The sequence below is a fragment of the Nocardioides sp. LMS-CY genome (genome assembly GCF_018732145.1).
GTDB lineage: Bacteria > Actinomycetota > Actinomycetes > Propionibacteriales > Nocardioidaceae > Nocardioides > Nocardioides soli.
On the sequence record NZ_CP076104.1, the window covers coordinates 3268397 to 3288739 of the forward strand.

At 72.6% G+C, this 20343-nt stretch carries 18 protein-coding genes; 3 read left to right on the top strand and 15 right to left on the bottom strand.

Features of this window, described 5'->3' with window-relative positions:
- Positions 1–94 precede the first annotated feature (94 nt).
- The 14 genes from KM427_RS15620 to gcvT all read right to left on the bottom strand — a co-directional run bounded on the left by KM427_RS15620 (position 95) and on the right by gcvT (position 14938).
- Positions 95–1825 (bottom strand): helix-turn-helix domain-containing protein, encoded by a 1731-nt coding sequence (locus KM427_RS15620; RefSeq protein WP_215524455.1) that lies wholly within the window; start codon positions 1823–1825, stop codon positions 95–97.
- Positions 1822–4482, bottom strand: a complete 2661-nt coding sequence (locus KM427_RS15625; RefSeq protein WP_215524456.1) for an FtsK/SpoIIIE family DNA translocase — start codon at positions 4480–4482, stop codon at positions 1822–1824. Before KM427_RS15625 ends, KM427_RS15620 begins: the two co-directional genes overlap by 4 nt.
- Before the next feature lie 384 nt (positions 4483–4866).
- A complete protein-coding gene (locus KM427_RS15630; RefSeq protein ID WP_183594163.1) occupies positions 4867–6552 on the bottom strand; it encodes a ribonuclease J in 1686 nt (561 codons plus the stop codon).
- Entirely contained in the window at positions 6549–7448 is a 900-nt protein-coding gene (dapA, locus tag KM427_RS15635) for a 4-hydroxy-tetrahydrodipicolinate synthase (RefSeq protein ID WP_215524457.1), read from the bottom strand. Before dapA ends, KM427_RS15630 begins: the two co-directional genes overlap by 4 nt.
- Positions 7449–7491: 43 nt before the next feature.
- Entirely contained in the window at positions 7492–8409 is a 918-nt protein-coding gene (locus KM427_RS15640) for an LLM class F420-dependent oxidoreductase (RefSeq protein ID WP_215524458.1), read from the bottom strand.
- 53 nt (positions 8410–8462) lie between these two features.
- Positions 8463–8831, bottom strand: a complete 369-nt coding sequence (locus tag KM427_RS15645) for a SpoIIAA family protein (RefSeq protein WP_215524459.1) — start codon at positions 8829–8831, stop codon at positions 8463–8465.
- Between the two features lie 10 nt (positions 8832–8841).
- On the bottom strand, positions 8842–9756 hold the full coding sequence (locus KM427_RS15650; RefSeq protein WP_215524460.1) for a hypothetical protein: 915 nt from the start codon (positions 9754–9756) through the stop codon (positions 8842–8844).
- A gap of 18 nt (positions 9757–9774) precedes the next feature.
- Positions 9775–10278, bottom strand: coding sequence for a dihydrofolate reductase (locus tag KM427_RS15655; protein WP_215524461.1), 504 nt, complete (start codon positions 10276–10278; stop codon positions 9775–9777).
- Positions 10268–11062, bottom strand: a complete 795-nt coding sequence (locus KM427_RS15660) for a thymidylate synthase (RefSeq protein WP_183594157.1) — start codon at positions 11060–11062, stop codon at positions 10268–10270. Before KM427_RS15660 ends, KM427_RS15655 begins: the two co-directional genes overlap by 11 nt.
- 16 nt (positions 11063–11078) lie before the next feature.
- Positions 11079–11900: a PhzF family phenazine biosynthesis protein gene (locus KM427_RS15665; RefSeq protein ID WP_215524462.1), complete on the bottom strand. Its 822-nt coding sequence runs from the start codon at positions 11898–11900 to the stop codon at positions 11079–11081.
- Between the two features lie 24 nt (positions 11901–11924).
- Complete coding sequence (locus KM427_RS15670; protein WP_215524463.1) at positions 11925–13031, bottom strand: hypothetical protein; 1107 nt, start codon at positions 13029–13031, stop codon at positions 11925–11927.
- Positions 13028–13540, bottom strand: coding sequence for an RNA polymerase sigma factor (locus KM427_RS15675; protein ID WP_215524464.1), 513 nt, complete (start codon positions 13538–13540; stop codon positions 13028–13030). The genes KM427_RS15670 and KM427_RS15675 overlap by 4 nt, the downstream gene beginning before the upstream one ends.
- A gap of 33 nt (positions 13541–13573) precedes the next feature.
- Complete coding sequence (locus KM427_RS15680) at positions 13574–13831, bottom strand: hypothetical protein (protein WP_215524465.1); 258 nt, start codon at positions 13829–13831, stop codon at positions 13574–13576.
- Positions 13832–13834: 3 nt separating this feature from the next.
- Positions 13835–14938: a glycine cleavage system aminomethyltransferase GcvT gene (gene gcvT / locus KM427_RS15685; RefSeq protein ID WP_215524466.1), complete on the bottom strand. Its 1104-nt coding sequence runs from the start codon at positions 14936–14938 to the stop codon at positions 13835–13837.
- 66 nt (positions 14939–15004) lie between these two features.
- Between gcvT and KM427_RS15690 the strand changes: the two genes are divergently transcribed.
- Positions 15005–16522 (top strand): leucyl aminopeptidase, encoded by a 1518-nt coding sequence (locus KM427_RS15690; RefSeq protein ID WP_215524467.1) that lies wholly within the window; start codon positions 15005–15007, stop codon positions 16520–16522.
- Between the two features lie 33 nt (positions 16523–16555).
- On the opposite strand, the gene KM427_RS15695 is transcribed toward KM427_RS15690, so the two are convergent.
- Positions 16556–16882, bottom strand: a complete 327-nt coding sequence (locus tag KM427_RS15695; protein ID WP_183594150.1) for a hypothetical protein — start codon at positions 16880–16882, stop codon at positions 16556–16558.
- Between the two features lie 157 nt (positions 16883–17039).
- Between KM427_RS15695 and lpdA the strand changes: the two genes are divergently transcribed.
- Together lpdA and sucB are read left to right on the top strand one after the other, a co-directional pair.
- Positions 17040–18431, top strand: coding sequence for a dihydrolipoyl dehydrogenase (lpdA, locus tag KM427_RS15700; protein ID WP_215524468.1), 1392 nt, complete (start codon positions 17040–17042; stop codon positions 18429–18431).
- Positions 18432–18486: 55 nt separating this feature from the next.
- Positions 18487–20262 (top strand): 2-oxoglutarate dehydrogenase, E2 component, dihydrolipoamide succinyltransferase, encoded by a 1776-nt coding sequence (sucB, locus tag KM427_RS15705; protein WP_215524469.1) that lies wholly within the window; start codon positions 18487–18489, stop codon positions 20260–20262.
- The last annotated feature ends 81 nt before the right edge of the window (positions 20263–20343 follow it).

Below are 20343 nucleotides of genomic sequence, written 5' to 3' on the forward strand. Positions count from 1 at the left end.
CGAGTATCCCAACCGACGGGTGGCGCGTCGAAATGCCGAGTCGGCGCCAGATTGCACGGTGTTGTGAAAATCTGGCGCCGCCTCGGCGTCCGGTTCAGTCGTCGGCGGCGAAGGTGTTCTGGGCGGGCTGGCCCTCGGAGCCGACCGCGCCGCGCTCCTTGCCGGCGACCGTCACCTGGAGACCGCCGTCGGAGGCCTGCACCCGCACCGGCGGCGCCGCCTTCACGGTCTTCTTCTCGCCGAAGGCGAGATCGCCGCTGAAGACCTGCTCGCCCGCGCCGTCGAGCACGACGACGTGCGTGCCGCCGGTGGCCGCGTCGAGGACGACCGGCACCGGTGCGCCGAGCTTGGCGCGCGGGGCCGGCGAGCCGTTGAGCACCGGCTTGTCGCCGATCTCGACCGGGCTGTCCATGACCAGCCGCGCGATCGACCAGGCCAGCACGAGCGCCATCACGGCGGCGATCAGCACCGACCAGTTGGGGCCGCCGCGCATGCTGCGGATCGGGCCGTCCGCGCCCGTCGCGAGCTCGGCTTCGAAGACGCGCCGGGCGTCGATCGGCGCGTCGGCGTACCGCTCGTCGTACGCCGTGAGCAGCGGTGTCGCGTCGACGCCCAGGACCCGCGCGAGCGTGCGCAGGTGGCCGCGGGCGTAGAAGTCGCCGCCGCAGGGCGCGAAGTCGTCGACCTCGATGGACTCGATGACGTGCGGGCGGATCCGGGTGCGCTCGGCGAGCTGGTCGACGGTGAGGTGGAGCCGGGTGCGAGCCGCCGCCAGCACCGGGCCGACCACCGGGTCGGCGACCGGGTCGACCACCGGCGCGACGTCGCCGGCGTCGATGACGAGCGCGTCCGGATCGCGGCGCAGCTCGCTCATCTCGGGCAGCGCGGCCGCGATCGTGTCGTCGGTCTCGGCCGGCTCGGCCGCCAGGGCGGCGGCGCCGTCGAAGCGCACCTCGGCCCGGCTGCCGCCGACCGGGTCACGCAGCGGCAGCGGCGTCGCGCTCGCGGCCACCAGCGGGACGGTCGGCTCGGGACCGGCCGGAAGGTCCTCGTGCTCGGCCGCGTCGTGCTCGGCCGCGTCCTGTTCGGCCTCGTCGTGGCCGGTCGGCCGCTCGCGGCGCAGTCGCAGCCGGTCGGCGAGGAAGTCGATGCCCCGGGCCACGGTCGGCCGGGGATCGTGCAGCACGGGGTGGAGCGGCTCCTCCGGCCGGTCGGCCTCATCGACCCACTCCCCCTCGTCGTACGGGTCGTACTCGGGCTCGTCGAGGTCGTCCTCGGTCCACTCGTCCTCGACCGGAGCGTGGGCGACGTCGGTGACCTCGACGACCCGGTCGGGGTCGTCGGCGAGCCGCTCCAGCGCCAGCGTCAGGTCGTCGCCGCCTCCGGCCACCCAGGTCGAGAGCGACAGGGGTACGGCGTACTCGCGGTCGTCGTCGAACGCGACCACGACCAGGCGCCCGTCGCGCAGCGCCCCGCGGCGGGGCCGGTGCTCCAGGCACTCGACCGAGTCCCACCGGAAGCCGAGCCAGCGGCGGCCCCTGCGGAGTCGGACACCTTGCTCGTCGACGACCATGAGCGGGGTGCGGGCGTCGACGAGCGCGGACAGGTACACCGCCGCGACGGCACCCATCGCGAGGGCGAGCACCCAGTCGAGCAGCGCGCCGTCGCCGAGGGCTCGGGTCAGGTAGGCGAGGGCGACGACCGCCGCCACCACGCCGATGCCGCCCGAGAGCGCGCCGTTGCGGCGCACCTCGACCGGGGCCGGCGCGGTGGCGGCCGGCTCGTCGTAGGTCTGGTCGAAGTCGGCCGTGCTGAGGTTGCTCACATCTCCCCCTGGAGGGTCGCGATCACACCATCGATCTCGTCGGGCTTGACGAGCACGTCACGCGCCTTCGAGCCCTCGCTGGGCCCCACCACGCCACGGCTCTCAAGGATGTCCATCAGCCGACCCGCCTTGGCGAAGCCGACCCGGAGCTTGCGCTGCAGCATCGACGTGGAGCCGAACTGCGTGGAGACCACCAGCTCGACCGCCTGGATCACCAGGTCGAGGTCGTCGCCGATGTCGTCGTCGAGCTCGCGCTTGGAGGCCGCGGGCGCGGTGACGTCCTCGCGGTACGCCGGCTCCAGCTGCCCCTTGCAGTACTTCACCACCTGGGCGATCTCGGCCTCGGTCACCCAGGACCCCTGGATGCGCGCGGGCTTCGAGGCGCCCATCGGCAGGAAGAGCCCGTCACCCTGGCCGACCAGCTTCTCCGCGCCGGGCTGGTCGAGGATGACCCTGCTGTCGGCAAGGCTGGAGGTGGCGAAGGCGAGCCGCGAGGGCACGTTCGCCTTGATCAGGCCGGTGACGACGTCGACGCTCGGTCGCTGCGTCGCCAGCACCAGGTGGATGCCGGCGGCGCGGGCCAGCTGGGTGATCCGGACGACGGCGTCCTCGACGTCGCGCGGCGCGACCATCATCAGGTCGGCGAGCTCGTCGACGATCACCAGCAGGTAGGGGTACGGCTCGAGCTTGCGCTCGCTGCCCGCGGGCAGGTCGACCTTGCCGGCGCGCACCGCCTTGTTGAAGTCGTCGATGTGGCGGAACCCGAAGTTGGCCAGGTCGTCGTAGCGCAGGTCCATCTCGCGCACCACCCAGGCCAGCGCCTCGGCGGCCTTCTTGGGGTTGGTGATGATCGGCGTGATCAGGTGCGGGACGCCCTCGTAGGCATTCAGCTCGACCCGCTTGGGGTCGACCATGATCATCCGGACCTCGTCGGGCGTCGCGCGCATCAGCACCGAGGTGATCATCGAGTTGATGAACGACGACTTGCCCGAGCCGGTGGCGCCGGCGACCAGCAGGTGCGGCATCTTGGCCAGGTTGGCGACCACGAAGCCGCCCTCCACGTCCTTGCCGAGGCCGGCCACCATCGGGTGATGGTCGGAGCGCGCGGTGGTGGAGCGCAGCACGTCGCCGAGGGAGACGACCTCCTTGTCGACGTTCGGGATCTCGATGCCGACCGCCGACTTGCCGGGGATCGGGCTGAGGATCCGGACGTCGGCCGAGGCGACGGCGTACGCGATGTTCTTCTGGATGTTGGTGATCTTCTCGACCTTGACGCCGGGGCCGAGCTCGACCTCGTAGCGCGTGACCGTCGGGCCCCGGGTGTAGCCGGTGACCTGGGCGTCGATGGAGAACTCCTCCAGCACCTGGGTGAGCCGCTCGACCACGGCGTCGCTGGCCTTCGAGCGCGGCTTGTGCGGCGAGCCCGCCTTGAGGACGTCGCTGCCCGGCAGCGTGTAGACGATGTCGCCGGACAGCGCGAGCTGCTCGGCCCGCACCGGCAGCGGGACGTGCGGCGGCGGCTCGAGCTCGACCTTCTCGGAGCCGACGTCGGGGAAGGCCGGGCCGTTGGCGACGGTGGCGACGTCGGCCGGGTCCGGCTCCGGGTCGGCCGCCGGGTCGGCGAACGGGTCGGACGCGAAGATGTCGAGGCCGTCCTCGGTGGTCTCGAGGCGCTTCTTGCGCTTGCGAAGCTCTCGGTCCTGCAGCACCGGGCTGTCGTACGCCGGGTCGCCGAGGTCGGGATCGATCTCGTCGTCGTCGACCTTCGACCGGCGGCTGCGGCGGGTCGAGGCGGACTCGCCCGCGTCCTCGTCCTCGTGGGTGCGGCCGAGCAGGCGGTCGCGCGTCTCGGCGAGCCGGTGCGGCACCTGGTAGAGCGGCGTCGCGGTGACGATCAGGACGCCGAAGAAGGCGAGCAGCGCGAGCAGCGGCACCACGACGTACACCGAGCGCAGCAGGTCGAGCAGCAGGCTCGCGACGACGTACCCCACGGCACCGCCGGCGGTCCGCAGGTCGCTGGTGTCACCGAGATCGGGCTGCGGGTTGCCCTCGGCGATCTGGACGATGCCGAGGACGCCGAAGGCGAGCGCGGTCCAGCCGACGACCTGGCGGCCGGCGGGTCCGGTGTGCTCGGGGTCGCGCATGGTGCGCCAGCCGACGAAGACCAGCGCGAGCGGGACCAGGAACCCGACCTTGCCGACGGACCCCTGCACCACGGTGCGGACCCCGTCGAGGACCGAGCCCGGCAGCTGCCACCAGACCGCGGCGGCCACGACGACCGCGCCGCCGAGCAGGAACAGCCCGACGCCGTCGCGGCGGTGCTCGGGCTCGAGGTCCCGGGCGGTGTGGCCGATGCTGCGGGCGACCGCGCCGACGCCGTGGGCGATCGCCAGCCACAGCGCCGCGACGCCGCGGAAGATCATCGTGAAGAACCGGGAGATCGGCCCCGGACCGGTGCGGACCGCGCGAGGCGCGGGGCGCCGCGACGCCGGACGCTTCTTGCTCGAGCTCTTCGACCGGGACTTCGAGGCAGGCTTGCGCCCCGAACCGGTCGAACGGCTGCTGGTGGTCCGGCTGGTGCCGGTACTCCGGGATCGGGAGGTCGAGGACGTGCTCTTGCTCCGCGACCCCGGCGGGGAAGACGTACGGGTCGCCATGGTTACCACCCTACGCAGCAGCCACTCCCGTCACACGCACCACAGGAGTGCGTGTCTTGGCTCGGTCGTCTCGTCAAGAAGCGGATCGGGTGTCGGTTCCGTGGGGGTGATCGGCGTGGGAGCCCGGGGGTTTCATCAAGGGATGAGGGTGAACCGGCGCTTCCCTCGCCGAGCTCATCCAGGGAACCGCGGCGCCACCAAGGGATGAAGGCGAACCGACGCCGTCGCGCAGCACCCCATCGGGGGAGGCGCAACTTCGCCCACATCCCTTGATGAAACGACAGGCAGCTGCCCGGCTCACCGATACCTCGACACGCACCGTCACGCCCTCGCAGGCTCCGGCGTCGGACTGCCCGAGCCGCTCGGCCGACGCGGCCGACCCGCTCAGGCCTCGATCACGACCGGCACGATCATCGGCCGGCGGCGGTGGGTGTTGCTCACCCAGCGGCCGATCACCCGCCGCACGGTCTGCTGCAGCTGGTAGGTGTCGGTGTTGCCCTCGGAGATCGCCCGGTCGAGCGCGTCGATGATCGGCTGCTTGATCTCGTCGAAGGACGCGCCGTCGAGGGCATTGCCGCGCGCGTGGATCTCTGGGCCGGCGGCGACCTTGCCGCTGACCGAGTCGACGACCACGATCACCGAGATGAAGCCCTCCTCCCCCAGGATCCGGCGGTCCTTGAGGTCGGACTCGGTGACGTCGCCGACCGAGGAGCCGTCGACGAAGACGTAGCCGCACTCGACCTTGCCGGCCACCTCCGCGACACCGTCGACCAGGTCGACCACGACGCCGTCCTCGGCGATCACGACGTTCTCGACACCGGTGGCCCGGGCCAGCTCGCCGTTCGCGAGCATGTGCCGGATCTCGCCGTGCACGGGCAGCACGTTGCGCGGCTGCACGATGTTGTAGCAGTAGAGCAGCTCGCCGGCGCTGGCGTGGCCGGAGACGTGCACCATCGCGTTGCCCTTGTGCACGACCCGAGCGCCCCAGCGGGCCAGGCCGTTGATCACCCGGAAGACGGCGTTCTCGTTGCCGGGGATCAGGCTGGAGGCGAGCAGGACGGTGTCGCCCTCCTCGATGTGCACGAAGTTGTGGTTGCGCTGCGCGATCCGGCTCAGCGCGCTCATCGGCTCGCCCTGCGACCCGGTCGAGATCAGCACCTGCCGCTCGGGCGGCAGGTCGGCGAGGTCCTTGGTGTCGACCAGCGTGCCCGGCGGGACCTTGAGGTAGCCGAGGTCGCGGGCGATGCCCATGTTGCGGACCATGGAGCGCCCGACGTACGCGACCTGGCGCTCGTGGGCGTACGCCGCGTCGAGCACCTGCTGCACGCGGTGCACGTGGGAGGCGAAGCAGGCCACGATGATGCGCTGGTTCGACTCGCGGAAGACCTGGTCGATGACCGGGGTGATCTTCTTCTCGGTCGGGGTGAAGCCCGGCGTCTCGGCGTTGGTGGAGTCGGTGAGGAAGAGGTCGACGCCCTCCTCCCCCAGCCGCGCGAACGCCCGCAGGTCGGTGATCCGGCCGTCGAGCGGCAGCTGGTCCATCTTGAAGTCGCCGGTGTGCAGCACCAGGCCGGCGCCGGTGCGGATCGCGACCGCGAGCGCGTCGGGGATGGAGTGGTTGACCGCCACGAACTCGAGCTGGAACGGCCCGAACGAGATCCGGTCCCCCTCCTTGACGACGTGGTGCACCGTCTCCTTCAGCCGGTGCTCGCGGAGCTTGGAGCCGAGCAGCGCGAGCGTGAGCTGGGAGCCGACCAGGGGGATGTCCTGCCGCTCGCGCAGGAGGTACGGCGTGGCGCCGATGTGGTCCTCGTGACCGTGGGTCAGCACCAGCGCCTCGACGTCGTCGAGCCGGTCGCGGATCGAGGACCAGTCGGGGAGGATCAGGTCGATGCCGGGCTGGTGGTCCTCGGGGAACAGCACGCCGCAGTCGACCAGCAGCAGCCGGCCGTCGTACTCGAAGGCGGTCATGTTGCGGCCCACCTCGCCGAGCCCGCCGAGCGGGGTGACCCGCAGGCCCCCCTGCGCGAGCGGGCCGGGGGCCGACAGCTCGGGATGGGGGTGGCTCACAACAGACCCGCCGCTTCCAGGCCGGCGCGCAGCGCCGCGACCTCGTCGTCGTCGAGCGCGACGAGCGGGGACCGGACGTGGCGGTTGTCGAGGACCCCGAGCAGTTCGAGCGACGCCTTGGCGGTGGTCGCGCCGTAGTTGGGCACCCCCATCACCGCCTCGAACGCCGGCATCAGCCGCAGGTAGGTCTCCAGGGCCCCGGCGTGGTCGCCGGCCAGGAAGGTGGCGATCATCGACGACAGCTCCTTGCCGGCGGCGTGGCCGACGACCGAGACCAGGCCGCAGGCGCCGTGGGCCAGGAAGCCGAGCGTGTTGACGTCGTCGCCGGAGTAGACGGCGTATCCGAGCTGCGCGAGCTTCGCCGCGCGCGGCATGTCACCGACGGCGTCCTTGACGGCGATCACCGGCTCCCAGGCGATCATCTCGGCGTACGACTCGAGCGCGATCTGGCTGCCGGTGCGGCCGGGGACGTCGTAGAGCATCACCGGGAGCTCGGCGGCGTCGACCACCTGGCGGAAGTGCTGGACGATGCCGCGCTGGCCGGGCTTGTTGTAGTAGGGCGACACGAGGAGCACGCAGTCGGCGCCGCGCTCGCGGGCCTGGCGGGCGAGGTACGTCGAGGTCGCGGTGTCGTTGGTGCCGACGCCGGCGACCAGCTTGATGTCGGGACCGACCGCGGCGCGCACGGCGGCGAGGATCTCGCCGTCCTCCTCCTTGGTGGTGGTCGGCGACTCACCCGTCGTACCGGAGACCACGAGCCCGTCGTGGCCGGTGGCGACCAGGTGTTTGGCCACGCGCTGCACCCCGTCGAGGTCGAGGCTCCCGTCGGCGGCGAAGGGGGTCGCCATGGCGGTCAGCATGCGTCCGAACGGCGCTGCGGGTGCGGCAGAGGTCATGTCCCCCAGGCTATCGCTCCGCCCCGACCCGACCGGTGTCGGCTCACACGTGCGGCATCACGTCGCGGGCGATCAGCCGGAGGTGGTCGAGGTCGGCGAGGTCGAGCACCTGGAGGTAGACCCGCTCGGCGCCGAGCGCGGCGTACCGGCCGATCTTGTCGACGACCTCCTGCGGCGTGCCGGCGAGGCCGTTCTCGCGCAGCTCGTCCTTCTCGCGCCCGATCGCGGCGGCCCGGCGCTCGACCTCGGCCTCGTCGGCGCCGACACAGACCACGAGCGCGTTGGACCAGCGCATGGTCCGCGGGTCGCGGCCCTGCGCCTCACAGGCCTCACGCACGCGGGCGAACTGCTCCTTGGTCGTCGTCTCGTCGACGAACGGCAGGTTGAACTCGTCGGCGTACCGCGCCGCGAGCTGCGGCGTCCGCTTCCTGCCCACGCCGCCGATGAGCACGGGCGGCTTGGGCTGGGTGGGCTTCGGCAGCCCCGGGCTGTCGGTCACCTGGTAGTGCTCGCCGTCGAAGCCGAAGCCCCCCTCGGTCGCCCAGAGGCCGGTGACGATCGCCAGCTGCTCCTCGAACCGGTCGAACCGCTCCTTCGTGCCCGGGAACGGGATGCCGTACTTGGTGTGCTCCGGCTCGAACCAGCCGGCGCCGATGCCCAGCTCGACCCGCCCGCCGCTCATCTGGTCGACGTTCGCCACGCTGATCGCCAGCGGACCCGGCAGCCGGAACGTCGCGCTGGTCATCATCGTGCCGAGCCGGATCGTGCTGGTCTCGCGCGCGATGCCGGCCAGCGTGATCCACGCGTCGCTCGGCCCGGGCAGCCCCTCGGTGCCCATGCCCAGGTAGTGGTCGGACCGGAAGAACGCCCCGAACCCAAGCCTCTCGGCCTCCTGGGCGACGGCCACCAGGTCGTCGTACGTGGCTCCCTGCTGGGGTTCGGTGAAGACGCGCAGCTCCATGCCGTCCAGCCTGTCAGGCCGGCCAAGCGCATGGTCGGCGAGGGTGGCCCGGCTCAGTCGTCGTCGATGCCGACCAGCCACGCCTTGGCGTCGCGGACGTCGTCGTCGTCGAAGACGCGCACCTCCCCGGGCATCATCCAGCCGAACGCCTTGATGGCGTGCTCCAGCCAGTCGGCGTCGGAGACGATCGCCACCCGCTTCCAGCCCTTGAGGTGGCCGGCCCAGAGCTTGGTGTCGGCCCACATCGCGCCGGGCGAGTACTGCACGCCGTCCGGGAGGACGTAGAGCAGCCGCACCTCACCCGCCTCCAGCGCCGCCTGCACCGCCGGCACGAGGACCGTCTCGTAGTCCTCGTCGGTGACCTTGCCGCCGGCCTCGAACCCGATCGTCCCCGGCGGCATGTCCTCGATGACCCTGATCATGCGCCTCACGCTAGTTCCGCGGGGCGGGCGCGGGATCACCCGTTACAGGCGGTCGGCCGCCCGAACCAGGAACACCCGCTCGTACCCGGCGTGCGGCTCGCGGGCGCCGCCACCAGGGCGCCTTCGCAGTTCGGGCAGCGTCGGCCCGTGCCGCGCGTTCCGGCCAGCGCCGTCGGACGAAGCGCGGCGACCCCGACCAGCCGAGCACCACGGTGCAGACGACCGGGACGACGACGACCGCCACCGCGAGGGCGGTCCAGGGCTCGGTGTGCTCGCCGATGGCGAGCAGGACAACCAGCCAGCTCACCGCGACTAGGTACAGGCGCGCCACGATGGACGCTCGCAGCGCGTCGAGCACGTACGCGTGGTGCTCGTCACGGGGCGTGAAGCGAAGTCGGAACAGCCAGCGGTCGAGACCGATCATCGCGACCGCGCCCAGGAGGCCGGCGCCGGCGACCGCCAACCCGACAACGGCATGGTCGGCCACGACCGCGAGGACGGACGCCACCACCAGGGCGTACGGCGTGGCTCGCTCCGCAGGGTCTTGGAAGTCCGTGGACGACACCAGTTCGCCGTCAGGTGAGCGATCCTCCAGCCGCGAGAACGCCCGCACCGTTGCTCCGAGCGCGAGCACCGCACCGAGGAGCACCGTGGCACCGATCATGCCGACCGTGGTCGCCGGCTCCGGGCCCCACGCCAGCGCGATCACGGCCAGCCCGGCATAGGCGAGACTCAGGAAGTGGTCGCCCCCGCGAATCACGCCGTCGACGCCCGACGCCTCCTCGATCCGGACCGGCGACTCGAATCGCTCCGCGAACTGCTCGAGACGCAGCTCGACCGCCTCGGGCGACCTCTTCGGCCAGTGGCGCACCGTGCCGTACACGAAGAAGGCCGCGATGCCGAAGCGCGCCCAGAGGTCGACCACAGGCGCACCGTAGCCGCGTTACAGCCGCTCCGAGGCCCGAACCAGGAACACCCGCTCGTATCCGTCGTACGGCTCGCGGGCGGTCTCGATCCACTCGGCGGGGTCGTACGCCGGGTAGAACGCGTCGCCGTCGGGAGTCAGGTCCACCAGCGACAGCACCTGCTCGTCGGCGTGCGGAAGGGAGGCGGCGTAGACCTCTCCCCCGCCGGCGACCATCACCTGGGCGGCGGGGTCGAGGGTGTCGGCCAGGTCGAGGGCGGACTCGATGGAGTGCGCGACCAGCACCCCGTCGGCCGACCATGTCGTCGACCGGGTCAGCACGATCGTGGTGCGGCCCGGGAGCGGCCGGCCGATCGACGCGTACGTCGTGCGGCCCATCACCAGCGTGTGGCCGAGCGTGAGCGACTTGAACAGCGCCTGCTCGCCGGGCAGCCGCCACGGGATGTCCGGGCCGTTGCCGATCACGCCGTTGCGGGCGACGGCGGCGACCAGGACGACCCGACGTCCGACCCTAGACGGCAATGGGAGCCTTGATGCCGGGGTGCGGGTCGTAGCCCTCGACGGCGATGTGCTCGAGGTCGAACGCGTCGAGCTCGGTCACCGACGGGTCGAGGACCAGCCGCGGGAGGTCCCTCGGCGAGCGCGTGAGCTGCAGCCGCGCCTGGTCGAGGTGGTTGAGGTAGAGGTGCGCGTCGCCGAGCGTGTGCACGAAGTCGCCGACCTCGAGACCGGTCACCTGGGCGACCATGTGGGTGAGCAGGGCGTACGACGCGATGTTGAACGGCACGCCGAGGAAGACGTCGGCCGAGCGCTGGTAGAGCTGGCACGAAAGCCGGCCGTCCGCCACGTAGAACTGGAACATCGTGTGGCACGGCGCGAGCGCCATGTCGGGAATGTCGGCGACGTTCCAGGCCGACACGATGTGCCGCCGCGAGTCGGGATCGTCGCGGAGCTGCGAGACCACCTGCGCGATCTGGTCGACATGCCGGCCGTCGGGCGTCGGCCAGGAGCGCCACTGGTAGCCGTAGACCGGGCCGAGGTCGCCGTTGGCGTCGGCCCACTCGTCCCAGATGCTGATGCCGCGGTCCTGCAGCCACTTCACGTTGGTGTCGCCGCGCAGGAACCACAGCAGCTCGCCGAAGACCGAGCGCGTGTGCACCTTCTTCGTGGTGACCAGCGGAAAGCCCGCAGTCAGGTCGAAGCGCATCTGGTGGCCGAAGACCGAGCGGGTGCCGGTGCCGGTGCGGTCGCCCTTCTCGACGCCCTCGTCGAGGATCCGCTGGAGGAGGTCGAGGTACTGCTGCACGGCCCGAGCCTAGTCCTCAGAGATCGACGGACCCGGCAACCGTGGTGCGCGTCGCCCCGCCGACCCAGACCTCGCCGCCGACCAGCGACACCTGCACCCGGCCGGCCCGCTGCAGCACCGTGCCCTGCGACGCGACGTACGCCGCGGGCAGGGTGCTGCCCGCGAGCCACTGGCCGAGGCCGGCGTTGAGCGAGCCGGTCACCGGGTCCTCCGGCACACCGTACTGCGGGCAGAACGCCCGGACCTCCACGTCGGCCGGGCCACCGGCGGCGTACCGACCGACGACGCCGATCTTGAGGTCGCCGAACGCCGCCCAGTCGGGGCGCAGCCCCAGCACCGTGTCGGCGTCGCGCAGCAGCACACCGACCCAGCCCGGCCCGTTGTCGATCCATGCCGTGTCGACCAGGTCGGCGCGGTCGAGCCGCAGGGCGACCGCGATCGCGTCGAGATCCTCGTCGGAGACGGCGCCCGAGCGCATCAGCGGCGGCGCCTGGAAGGCGAGCCCGTCCTCGCGCCGGATCGTCACGAGCCCCGCGCCGCACTCCTGCACCACGCGGTCGCGGGCCGCCGGCACTCCCCCGGCCTCGAGCCACGCGTGGGCGCTGCCGAGCGTGGGGTGCCCGGCGAACGGCAGCTCGTCGCCGGGGGTGAAGATCCGCAGCCGGTAGTCGGCGGCCGGGTCGGTCGGCGTGAGCAGGAACGTCGTCTCCGACAGGTTCGTCCAGCGCGCGAACGCCGCCATCTGCTCGTCGGTCACGCCGTCGGCATCGTGCACGACCGCGACCGGGTTGCCGCGCAGCGGCTCGCTCGAGAACACGTCGACCTGGCTGAAGCGCATGAGCCGACGGTAGGGCCAGGCCGGTCAGTGCGCGAGCAGCGGCCGGTCCGTGCCGGTCTGCACGGGGGCGACGTCGTGGCACTGGCCGCCGATCGAGCAGGAGCGCAGCACCAGCAGCGGGTCGATGTTGCCGTCGAGGTCGGACCCACCCGCCAGGTCGGCCACCTGGGCGACCAGGTAGACCGTCTCGAGGTTGTCCCCGAACGTCGCGTCGACCGCCCGCTCGCCGCGCCCGACGCCGGTGTCGAGCGCATCCCCGGAGCGCGCGTCGTACAGCAGCGGCCGGTACGGCGCGCCGACCCGCGTCGCTGCGCCGTCCGGCCGCCGGGTCAGCACGTGGGTGCCGCCCGGCGAGAGCAGCGCGCCGATCCCGGGGCGCTCGAAGTCCACACTGAAGAACGCCTGGACCATGTCGATCCGCCGACCCTCCTGGTAGACGCGCGTGGCGGACTCGACGTCGACGAGTCCGCCGCGCACCAGGCGCTCCGCGCTGTCGACGCCGGGCGTCCAGGCGTAGGCGCCCGCCGAGTCGCGGTAGAAGATCCGGTGGTGGTCGAGCGCGATCAGCTGGGCGTCGCCGGCGGGCAGGTCGCGGGTGTCGACCACCTCGCCGGTGCTGACGTCGTACGCGACGAGTCGCCGGTCCTCGCCCGGCTCGATCCAGGCGACCCAGGCCTGCGCGGTGGAGCCGACCAGCAGCGTGTCGGGGTCCTTGTGGCCCAGCAGCCGCCGCTCGCCGTCGGCAGCGACGAAGGCGACGGTGCCCTGGTGGTCGCCGTACACCGCCCCGCCGTTGAGCTCCACGAGATCGGTGAGGGCCGGCAGCGCGACGGTGACGTCGTCGAGGTGCAGGCGCCCGCCGGCGTACCAGGCGACGTCCACCGGGTTCGGCGCCCGCCTGACCTCCAGCGGGCCGAGGCTGTCGGGCTCCGAGGACGAGCGGGTCGACAGCCAGGTCGCGACGCCGACGACCAGCGCCGCCACGGCCACGCCGACGAGCGCGCGCCGGCGGCGCCGGACGCGCTCGGCCCGGGCCGCGCCGACGATCTCCTCCAGCGGCACCGACGAGACCTCGATCGACTCGGACGCACGACGGAAGAGGTCCGCCGCCAGCACCTCGCGCGGTCTCACGGGTCCAGCTCCCGCAGCGCGTCGAGGTCGACCTCGGCGAGGGCCTGGGAGAGCCGCTGCCGCGCCGCGTCCAGCGGCACGTCGAGCGCACCGGCCACCTGGACGTCGTCGAGCCCGGCGACGAACCGCAGCACCACCGCCTCGCGTGGCTCCTCGGCCAGCCGGTCGAGCTCGGCCTCCAGCGCCCGGCGCAGCCGCACCGGACCGGTTTCCTCGCCCTCCGCCTCCGTCGCCGGCACTGTCGCCGCCTCCGTCGTTGGCACCGTCGGCGGCACCGACGCCCGGTGCCGCCGGCCGTGCCGCCAGCGCTCCAGGACCGTGCGGTAGACGTAGGCGTCGACGTCGTCCTCGCGGCGGACGTGCTCCCACGAGCCGTAGCAGCGGGCGAGCGCGTCGCGGGCGACGTCCTCGGCCTGCGCCGGCGGGCCGCCGAGCAGGATCAGAGTGCGGACGACCGACGGCCACCGGGCCGCCAGGTAGGCGGCGAAGTCGGCGTCGTCCCCGGCCATGCCGCCATCATGACCCCAACGCGACGGGCCGCGTCAGGCCCGCAGCGACATCGGTCCGTAGACCTGCCGGTCGTGCTCGAAGAGCGTGACGGCGTCGACGCCCTGGTCGGCGAGGTCCGACCAGATCTCGCCCACCCAGGACTCGGCGTCGGCCTGGCTGGCGAAGCGCTGGCCGGCGAGGTCTCCCGCGACGGCGACCTCGGCTCCGGCGGCGTTCTCGAGGCGCCACCACCACGGACGCTCGGCCGGGCTCGGGGGCCGGAAGGTGGGCGGCTGGTCGGGCAGGTTCACGGATCAGTCCTCCCGCACGGACGGGTCGAGGAACGGCGGCTTCACCAGCTGGAACACCTCGCGCCGGCCGCGGATGTCGACGCCGACCTCGGCGTCGGGGGCCACGGCGGACGAGACGAGCGCGAGCCCGATGCCCTTGCGCAGCGTCGGCGAGAACGTGCCGGAGGTGACCTCGCCGACGGGGACGTCGGCGGTCAGGCTGACCGACATGTGCGGGCGCGGGATGCCGCGGCCGGTGGCGACGATGCCGCGCAGCACCCGCGCCGGGCCGGCCTCGCGCTCGGAGGTCAGCACGTCGCGGCCCCAGAAGGCGTCCTTCTTCCAGCCGACCGCCCAGCCGATGCGGGCCTGGTTGGGTGTGACGTCGAGGGAGATGTCCTGGCCGTGCAGCGGGTAGCCCATCTCGGTGCGCAGGGTGTCGCGGGCGCCCAGGCCGCACGGCGTGATGCCATGCTCCGCGCCCGCGGCGAGGATGGCGTCCCAGAGCGCGCCGGCGACGGCGTTCGGCGCGATCAGCTCGTAGCCGCGCTCGCCGGTGTAGCCGGTGCGGCACACCACGACGTCCGCACCCTCGAAGGGAGCGACCCCGAAGGACATGTAGTCGTGCCCAACCGGCAGCCCGAGCGCGCCGAGCACCTCGTCGGACCGCGGGCCCTGCACGGCGAGCACCACGTGGTCGCGGTGCTCGTCGGTGACGGTCACGCCCTCCGGCGCGGCCGCGGTGAGCCGGCGCACGACCTCGGCGGTGTTCGCGGCGTTCGGCACCAGCAGCACCCGCTCGTCGTCGTACAGGTAGGCGATCAGGTCGTCGACCACGCCGCCGGTCTCGTCGTCGCAGCACAGCGTGTACTGCGCCTGGCCGGGAGCGATGCGCCCGAGGTCGTTGGTGAGCGTGCTGTTCACGAAGGCGGCCGCACCCGGGCCGGCCACCACGGCCTTGCCCAGGTGGCTGACGTCGAAGACGCCGACGCCCTCGCGGACCGCGGTGTGCTCCTTGACCACGCCGGTGGGGTACTCCAGCGGCATCGACCAGCCACCGAACTCCCCGAACTTGGCACCCGACGCCTCGTGCCGGTCGTGGAGTGGCGAGTGGAGGAGGTCGGCCATGTGGCGACCCTAGCCGAGCGCCCGGGAGGAGCGCGCACCTCGGCAGGTCCGCACTATCCTGCCCCGGTGACGACGTACACCCTGCGCAGCGCCAGCCCCGCGAAGACCAAGTGCGATGCGGTGGTGATCGGCGTCGTGCAAGGCGCCAAGGGCCCCGAGCTGGCCGACGGCGGCGGCGACGTCGCGAAGGCCTACGGACGCAAGCTGCGGCCGCTGCTCGCGACGCTCGGCGTGACCGGCAAGGCCGGCGAGGCGGTCAAGGTGCCGACCGCCGGCACCCTCGGCTCGCCGCTGCTGGTGCTGGTCGGCCTGGGCAAGAAGGTCGACCCCACGACGGTACGCCGGGCCGCCGGCGTGGCCGGCCGCTCGGTCGGCAACGCGGCGTCGGTCGCCCTCGCGCTGCCCGCGGGCTCCCCGGAGCTGGTCCGCGCGGTGACCGAGGGGCACCTCCTGGGTGGCTACACCTTCACCGCCTACAAGTCCGGCCCGGCGAAGAAGGACGGGAAGGACTCGGCCCCCGGCGAGGTGGTCGTGCTCAGCGAGGTCGCCCGCCGCAAGGAGGCGGTCGCGGCGTTCGAGGAGGCGCAGGTCGTCGCCCGCGCCGTCGCCGTCACCCGCGACTGGGTGAACACCCCTCCGGGCGACCTGACGCCGCCGGCGTTCGCCGACACCGTCGCCGCCGCGACCAAGGAGCTGACGCGCGGTCGCGGCGCCCCGAAGATCGCGATCAAGGTGTACGACGAGCAGGCGCTCGCCGAGCTGGGCTGCGGGGGCATCCTCGGCGTCGGTGCCGGCTCGTCCGCGGCGCCGCGGCTGGTCGAGCTCAGCTACTCCCCCCGCGGCGCCAAGCACCACCTGGCGCTGGTGGGCAAGGGCATCACCTTCGACTCCGGCGGCCTGACGATCAAACCCGCGCAGAGCATGGGCGAGATGAAGTCCGACATGGCGGGGGCGGCCGCCGTCGTGCAGGCGACGTACGCGATCGCGACGCTCGGCCTGCCGCTCAAGGTCAGCACGTTCGTACCGATGGCCGAGAACATGCTCTCCGGCAGCGCGATCCGGCCCGGCGACGTGCTCACGCAGTACGGCGGCACCACCGTGGAGATCCAGAACACCGACGCCGAGGGCCGACTGATCCTCGCCGACGCGCTGGTGCGCGCGACCGAGCAGCGGCCCGACGTGCTGGTCGACGTCGCCACCCTGACCGGGCACATGGTCGTCGCGCTCGGCGACCGGGTCGCCGGGGTGATGGGCTCCCCCGACGTCGTCGACGACGTGCTCGCGGCCGCGGCGACCGCCGGCGAGGAGATGTGGCCGATGCCGATCCCCGAGGCGATGAACGAGCGGATCCGCAGCAGCAAGGTCGCCGACCTCTCCCAGCACGACTGGATCCGGTGGGGCGGCGGGCTGTACGCCGCGGCGTTCCTGCGCGAGTTCACCGGCGGGCTGCCGTGGGCGCACCTCGACATCGCCGGCCCGTCGTTCAACTCCGGTGGCCCCTGGGGTCACGTGACCAGCGGCGGCACCGGCGTCGCCGTCGGCACGCTGGTCGACTACGCGCGGGCGTTGGTAGCGGCGCGGTAGTCGGTCGGCCGGGTAGTCAGTCGGAGGGAGCAGCTACGCCCCGCCCTGCAGCTTCTTGCGCCGGTTGTAGTCGCGCATCCGCTGCGGGATCCCGACCACGGCGGCGTCGTACGACGGGATCTGCTGCTTGTTGCAGAACTCGTGGGCCCACTTCGCCGACGGCACCCGGCGCCGGGTCCACTCGCCGTCATGGGCTACGAGGAGCAGGGTCACGTCGCTGACCGCCGTCCGCGGCTCGACGAAGCCCTCGACCCCGCGGCGCTCGGCGACCCAGGTGTAGAGGTGCCCGACGTCCATCGAGTCCGAGGCGCGCACCCGGGTCGAGCCGGTGCGGGCGGCGTCCTGCGCCGGGGCGCTCATCCGCACCTTCGACCCACGGCGAAAGCGGTCCATCCATGACATGTGGTCAAGTGTGCCAACACCCGCCACGCAGCGTCGCGGTTCCACGCCGGTGGTGACCGCTCGGTAGTCGGGAGGCCGGTGTGGACTGGCGGGTCAGAAGTGCAAAGATGGGCCCGTGGCCGATCCCGACTTCGACGTACTCATCCTCGGTGCCGGTTCGGGCGGCTATGCCTGTGCTCTCCGGGCGGCCCAGCTGGGTCTGAAGGTCGGACTCGTCGAGAAGGGCAACCTCGGCGGCACCTGCCTGCACGTGGGCTGCATCCCGACCAAGGCGCTGCTGCACGCAGCCGAGGTGGCCGACCAGACGCGCGAGTCGGGGCAGTTCGGCGTGCGGGCCACGCTGGAGGGCGTCGACATGGCCGGCGTCAACGCCTACAAGGACGGGGTCGTCTCGCGGCTCTTCAAGGGCCTGACGGGCCTGATCAAGGGCCGCGGCATCACCGTGATCGAGGGCGCCGGCCGACTCACCGGCCCGCGTGAGGTGACCGTCGACGGCACGGCGTACACCGGCACGCACGTGGTGCTCGCCTCCGGCTCCTACTCCAAGAGCCTCCCCGATCTCGAGATCGACGGCGAGCGCGTGATCACCTCCGAGCAGGCGCTCCGGCTCGACCGGGTGCCGGCCTCGGTGGTCGTGCTCGGAGGCGGCGTGATCGGCTGCGAGTTCGCGAGCGTCTGGCGCAGCTTCGGGGCCGAGGTCACCATCGTCGAGGCCCTGCCCCGGCTGCTCGCGGCCGAGGACGAGGCGTCGTCGAAGGCGCTCGAGCGGGCGTTCCGCAAGCGCAAGATCGCGTTCCGCACGGGCACCTCCTTCCGGAGCGTGAAGACCACCGACGCCAGCGTCGCCGTGACCGTCGAGGGAGCCGACGGTGAGCAGAGCGTGATCGAGGCCGAGCTGCTGCTCGTCGCCGTCGGTCGCGGACCGGTCACCGAGGGGCTCGGGTACGACGAGCAGGGCGTCGCGATGGACCGCGGCTTCGTGCTCGCTGACCAGCGCTGCCGCACCAACCTCGACGGCGTGTACGCCGTCGGCGACATCGTGCCCGGCCTCCAGCTCGCGCACCGCGGCTTCCAGCAGGGCATCCTCGTGGCCGAGGACATCGCCGGGCTCGACCCGACTCCGATCGACGAGGCCGGCATCCCGCGGGTCACCTACTCCCACCCCGAGGTCGCCTCCGTCGGCCTCGACGAGGCGCAGGCGCGCACGACGTACGGTGACGACGGCGTCGAGACCGTGACCTACGACCTCGGCGGCAACGGCAAGAGCCAGATCCTCAAGACGCAGGGCTTCGTCAAGCTGGTCCGCCGCAAGGACGGGCCGGTGGTCGGCGTGCACCTGGTCGGCGACCGGGTCGGCGAGCTGATCGGCGAGGCCCAGCTGATCTACAACTGGGAGGCGTACGCCGACGACGTGGCGCCGCTCGTGCACGCCCATCCCACGCAGAACGAAGCCCTGGGCGAGGCGCACCTCGCGCTCGCGGGCAAGCCCCTGCACGCACATTCCTGACCGTCCAGAACCAGACGTCCAGAACAAGACTCAGCACTCGAAGCGAAGGAACTCCATGGCCACCGAAGTCAACCTCCCGGCACTCGGCGAGTCAGTCACCGAAGGCACCGTCACCCGCTGGCTCAAGCAGGTCGGCGACACGGTCGCGGTCGACGAGCCGCTGCTGGAGGTCTCCACCGACAAGGTCGACACCGAGATCCCCTCCCCCGTGGCCGGCACCCTGCTCGAGATCAAGGCCAACGAGGACGACACCGTCGAGGTCGGCGCCGTGCTGGCGGTCATCGGCGACGCGGGCGAGTCCTCGGGCTCGCAGGAGCAGGCCGCCGAGCCGCAGCAGGAGCAGCAGCAGGAATCCCAGCCCGAGCCCGAGCCGGCACCGGAGCCCGCGCCGGCCGAGCAGCCCGCAGCGACCGCGCCGGCCCCCGAGCAGCCCGCAGCCGAGGCCGAGCCGGCCGGCGGTTCCGGCGGCGGCACGTCGGTCACTCTGCCCGCGCTCGGCGAGTCGGTGACCGAGGGCACCGTCACCCGCTGGCTGAAGTCGGTCGGCGACGACGTCGCCGTCGACGAGCCGCTGCTCGAGGTCTCCACCGACAAGGTCGACACCGAGATCCCCTCCCCGGTCGCCGGCACCCTGCTCGAGGTCAAGGTGCAGGAGGACGAGACTGTCGAGGTCGGCGCCGAGCTGGCCGTGATCGGGGACGCCTCCGCCGCGCCCGCCCAGCAGGCCCCGCAGCAGACCCAGCAGCAGGCCCAGCCCGAGCCCGAGAAGGCACCGGAGCCCGAGCCGCAGCAGGCGCCCGAGCCGGCGCCCGCGCCGGCCGCCCCCGCCGCTCCGGCACCGGCCGCGGCGACCCCCGCCCCGGCTCCCGCCGCGCCCGCGGCGGCCGACTCCGACGGCCCCGGCTACGTGACCCCGCTGGTCCGCAAGCTCGCGGCACAGCACGGCGTCGACCTGGCGACGGTGCGCGGCACCGGCGTCGGCGGTCGGATCCGCAAGCAGGACGTGCTCGACGCCCGCCAGCCGGCGGCCCCCGCGGCGCCGGCGGCCCCTGCCGCGGCGGCTCCCGCCGCTCCGGCGGCCGCCCCGGCCGCGGCCCCGGTGCCCGTGCAGCCGTCGCCGCTACGCGGCAAGACCGAGAAGATCTCGCGGCTGCGCAAGATCATCGCGGAGCGGATGCGCGACTCGCTGCAGTCCTCGGCCCAGCTGACCCAGGTCGTCGAGGTCGACGTCACCAACATCGCCCGCCTGCGCGAGGCGGTGAAGGACGACTTCCTGGCGCGGGAGGGCGCCAAGCTGACGTACCTGCCGTTCTTCGCCAAGGCGGCGATCGACTCGCTCAAGCAGCACCCGGCGCTGAACGCCACCCTCGACACCGAGGCCGGTGAGGTCACCTACTTCGACCGCGAGCACGTCGCGTTCGCGGTCGACACCGAGAAGGGCCTGCTCACCCCGGTGATCAAGGACGCCGGCGACCTGTCGGTGGCCGGCCTGGCGAAGAAGATCGCCGACGTCGCCGAGCGGACCCGCACCAACAAGATCGGGCCCGACGAGCTCTCCGGCGGCACCTTCACGATCACCAACCTGGGCAGCTTCGGGGCGCTCTTCGACACCCCGATCATCAACAAGCCGCAGGTCGCGATCCTCGGCCCCGGCGCGGTCGTCAAGCGCCCGGTGGTCATCGACGACCCGAACCTCGGCGAGACGATCGCCGTGCGCTACATGGTCTACCTGTCCCTGACCTACGACCACCAGCTGGTCGACGGCGCCGACGCCGGCCGCTTCCTCCGCGAGGTCAAGCAGCGCCTGGAGGCCGGCCACTTCGAGGTCTGACCGCCGACCCGGCGCCAGATTTCACCCGAGTAGGCGCCAGATTTCAGCTTCGGCTGAAATCTGGTGCCTACTCGGCATTTC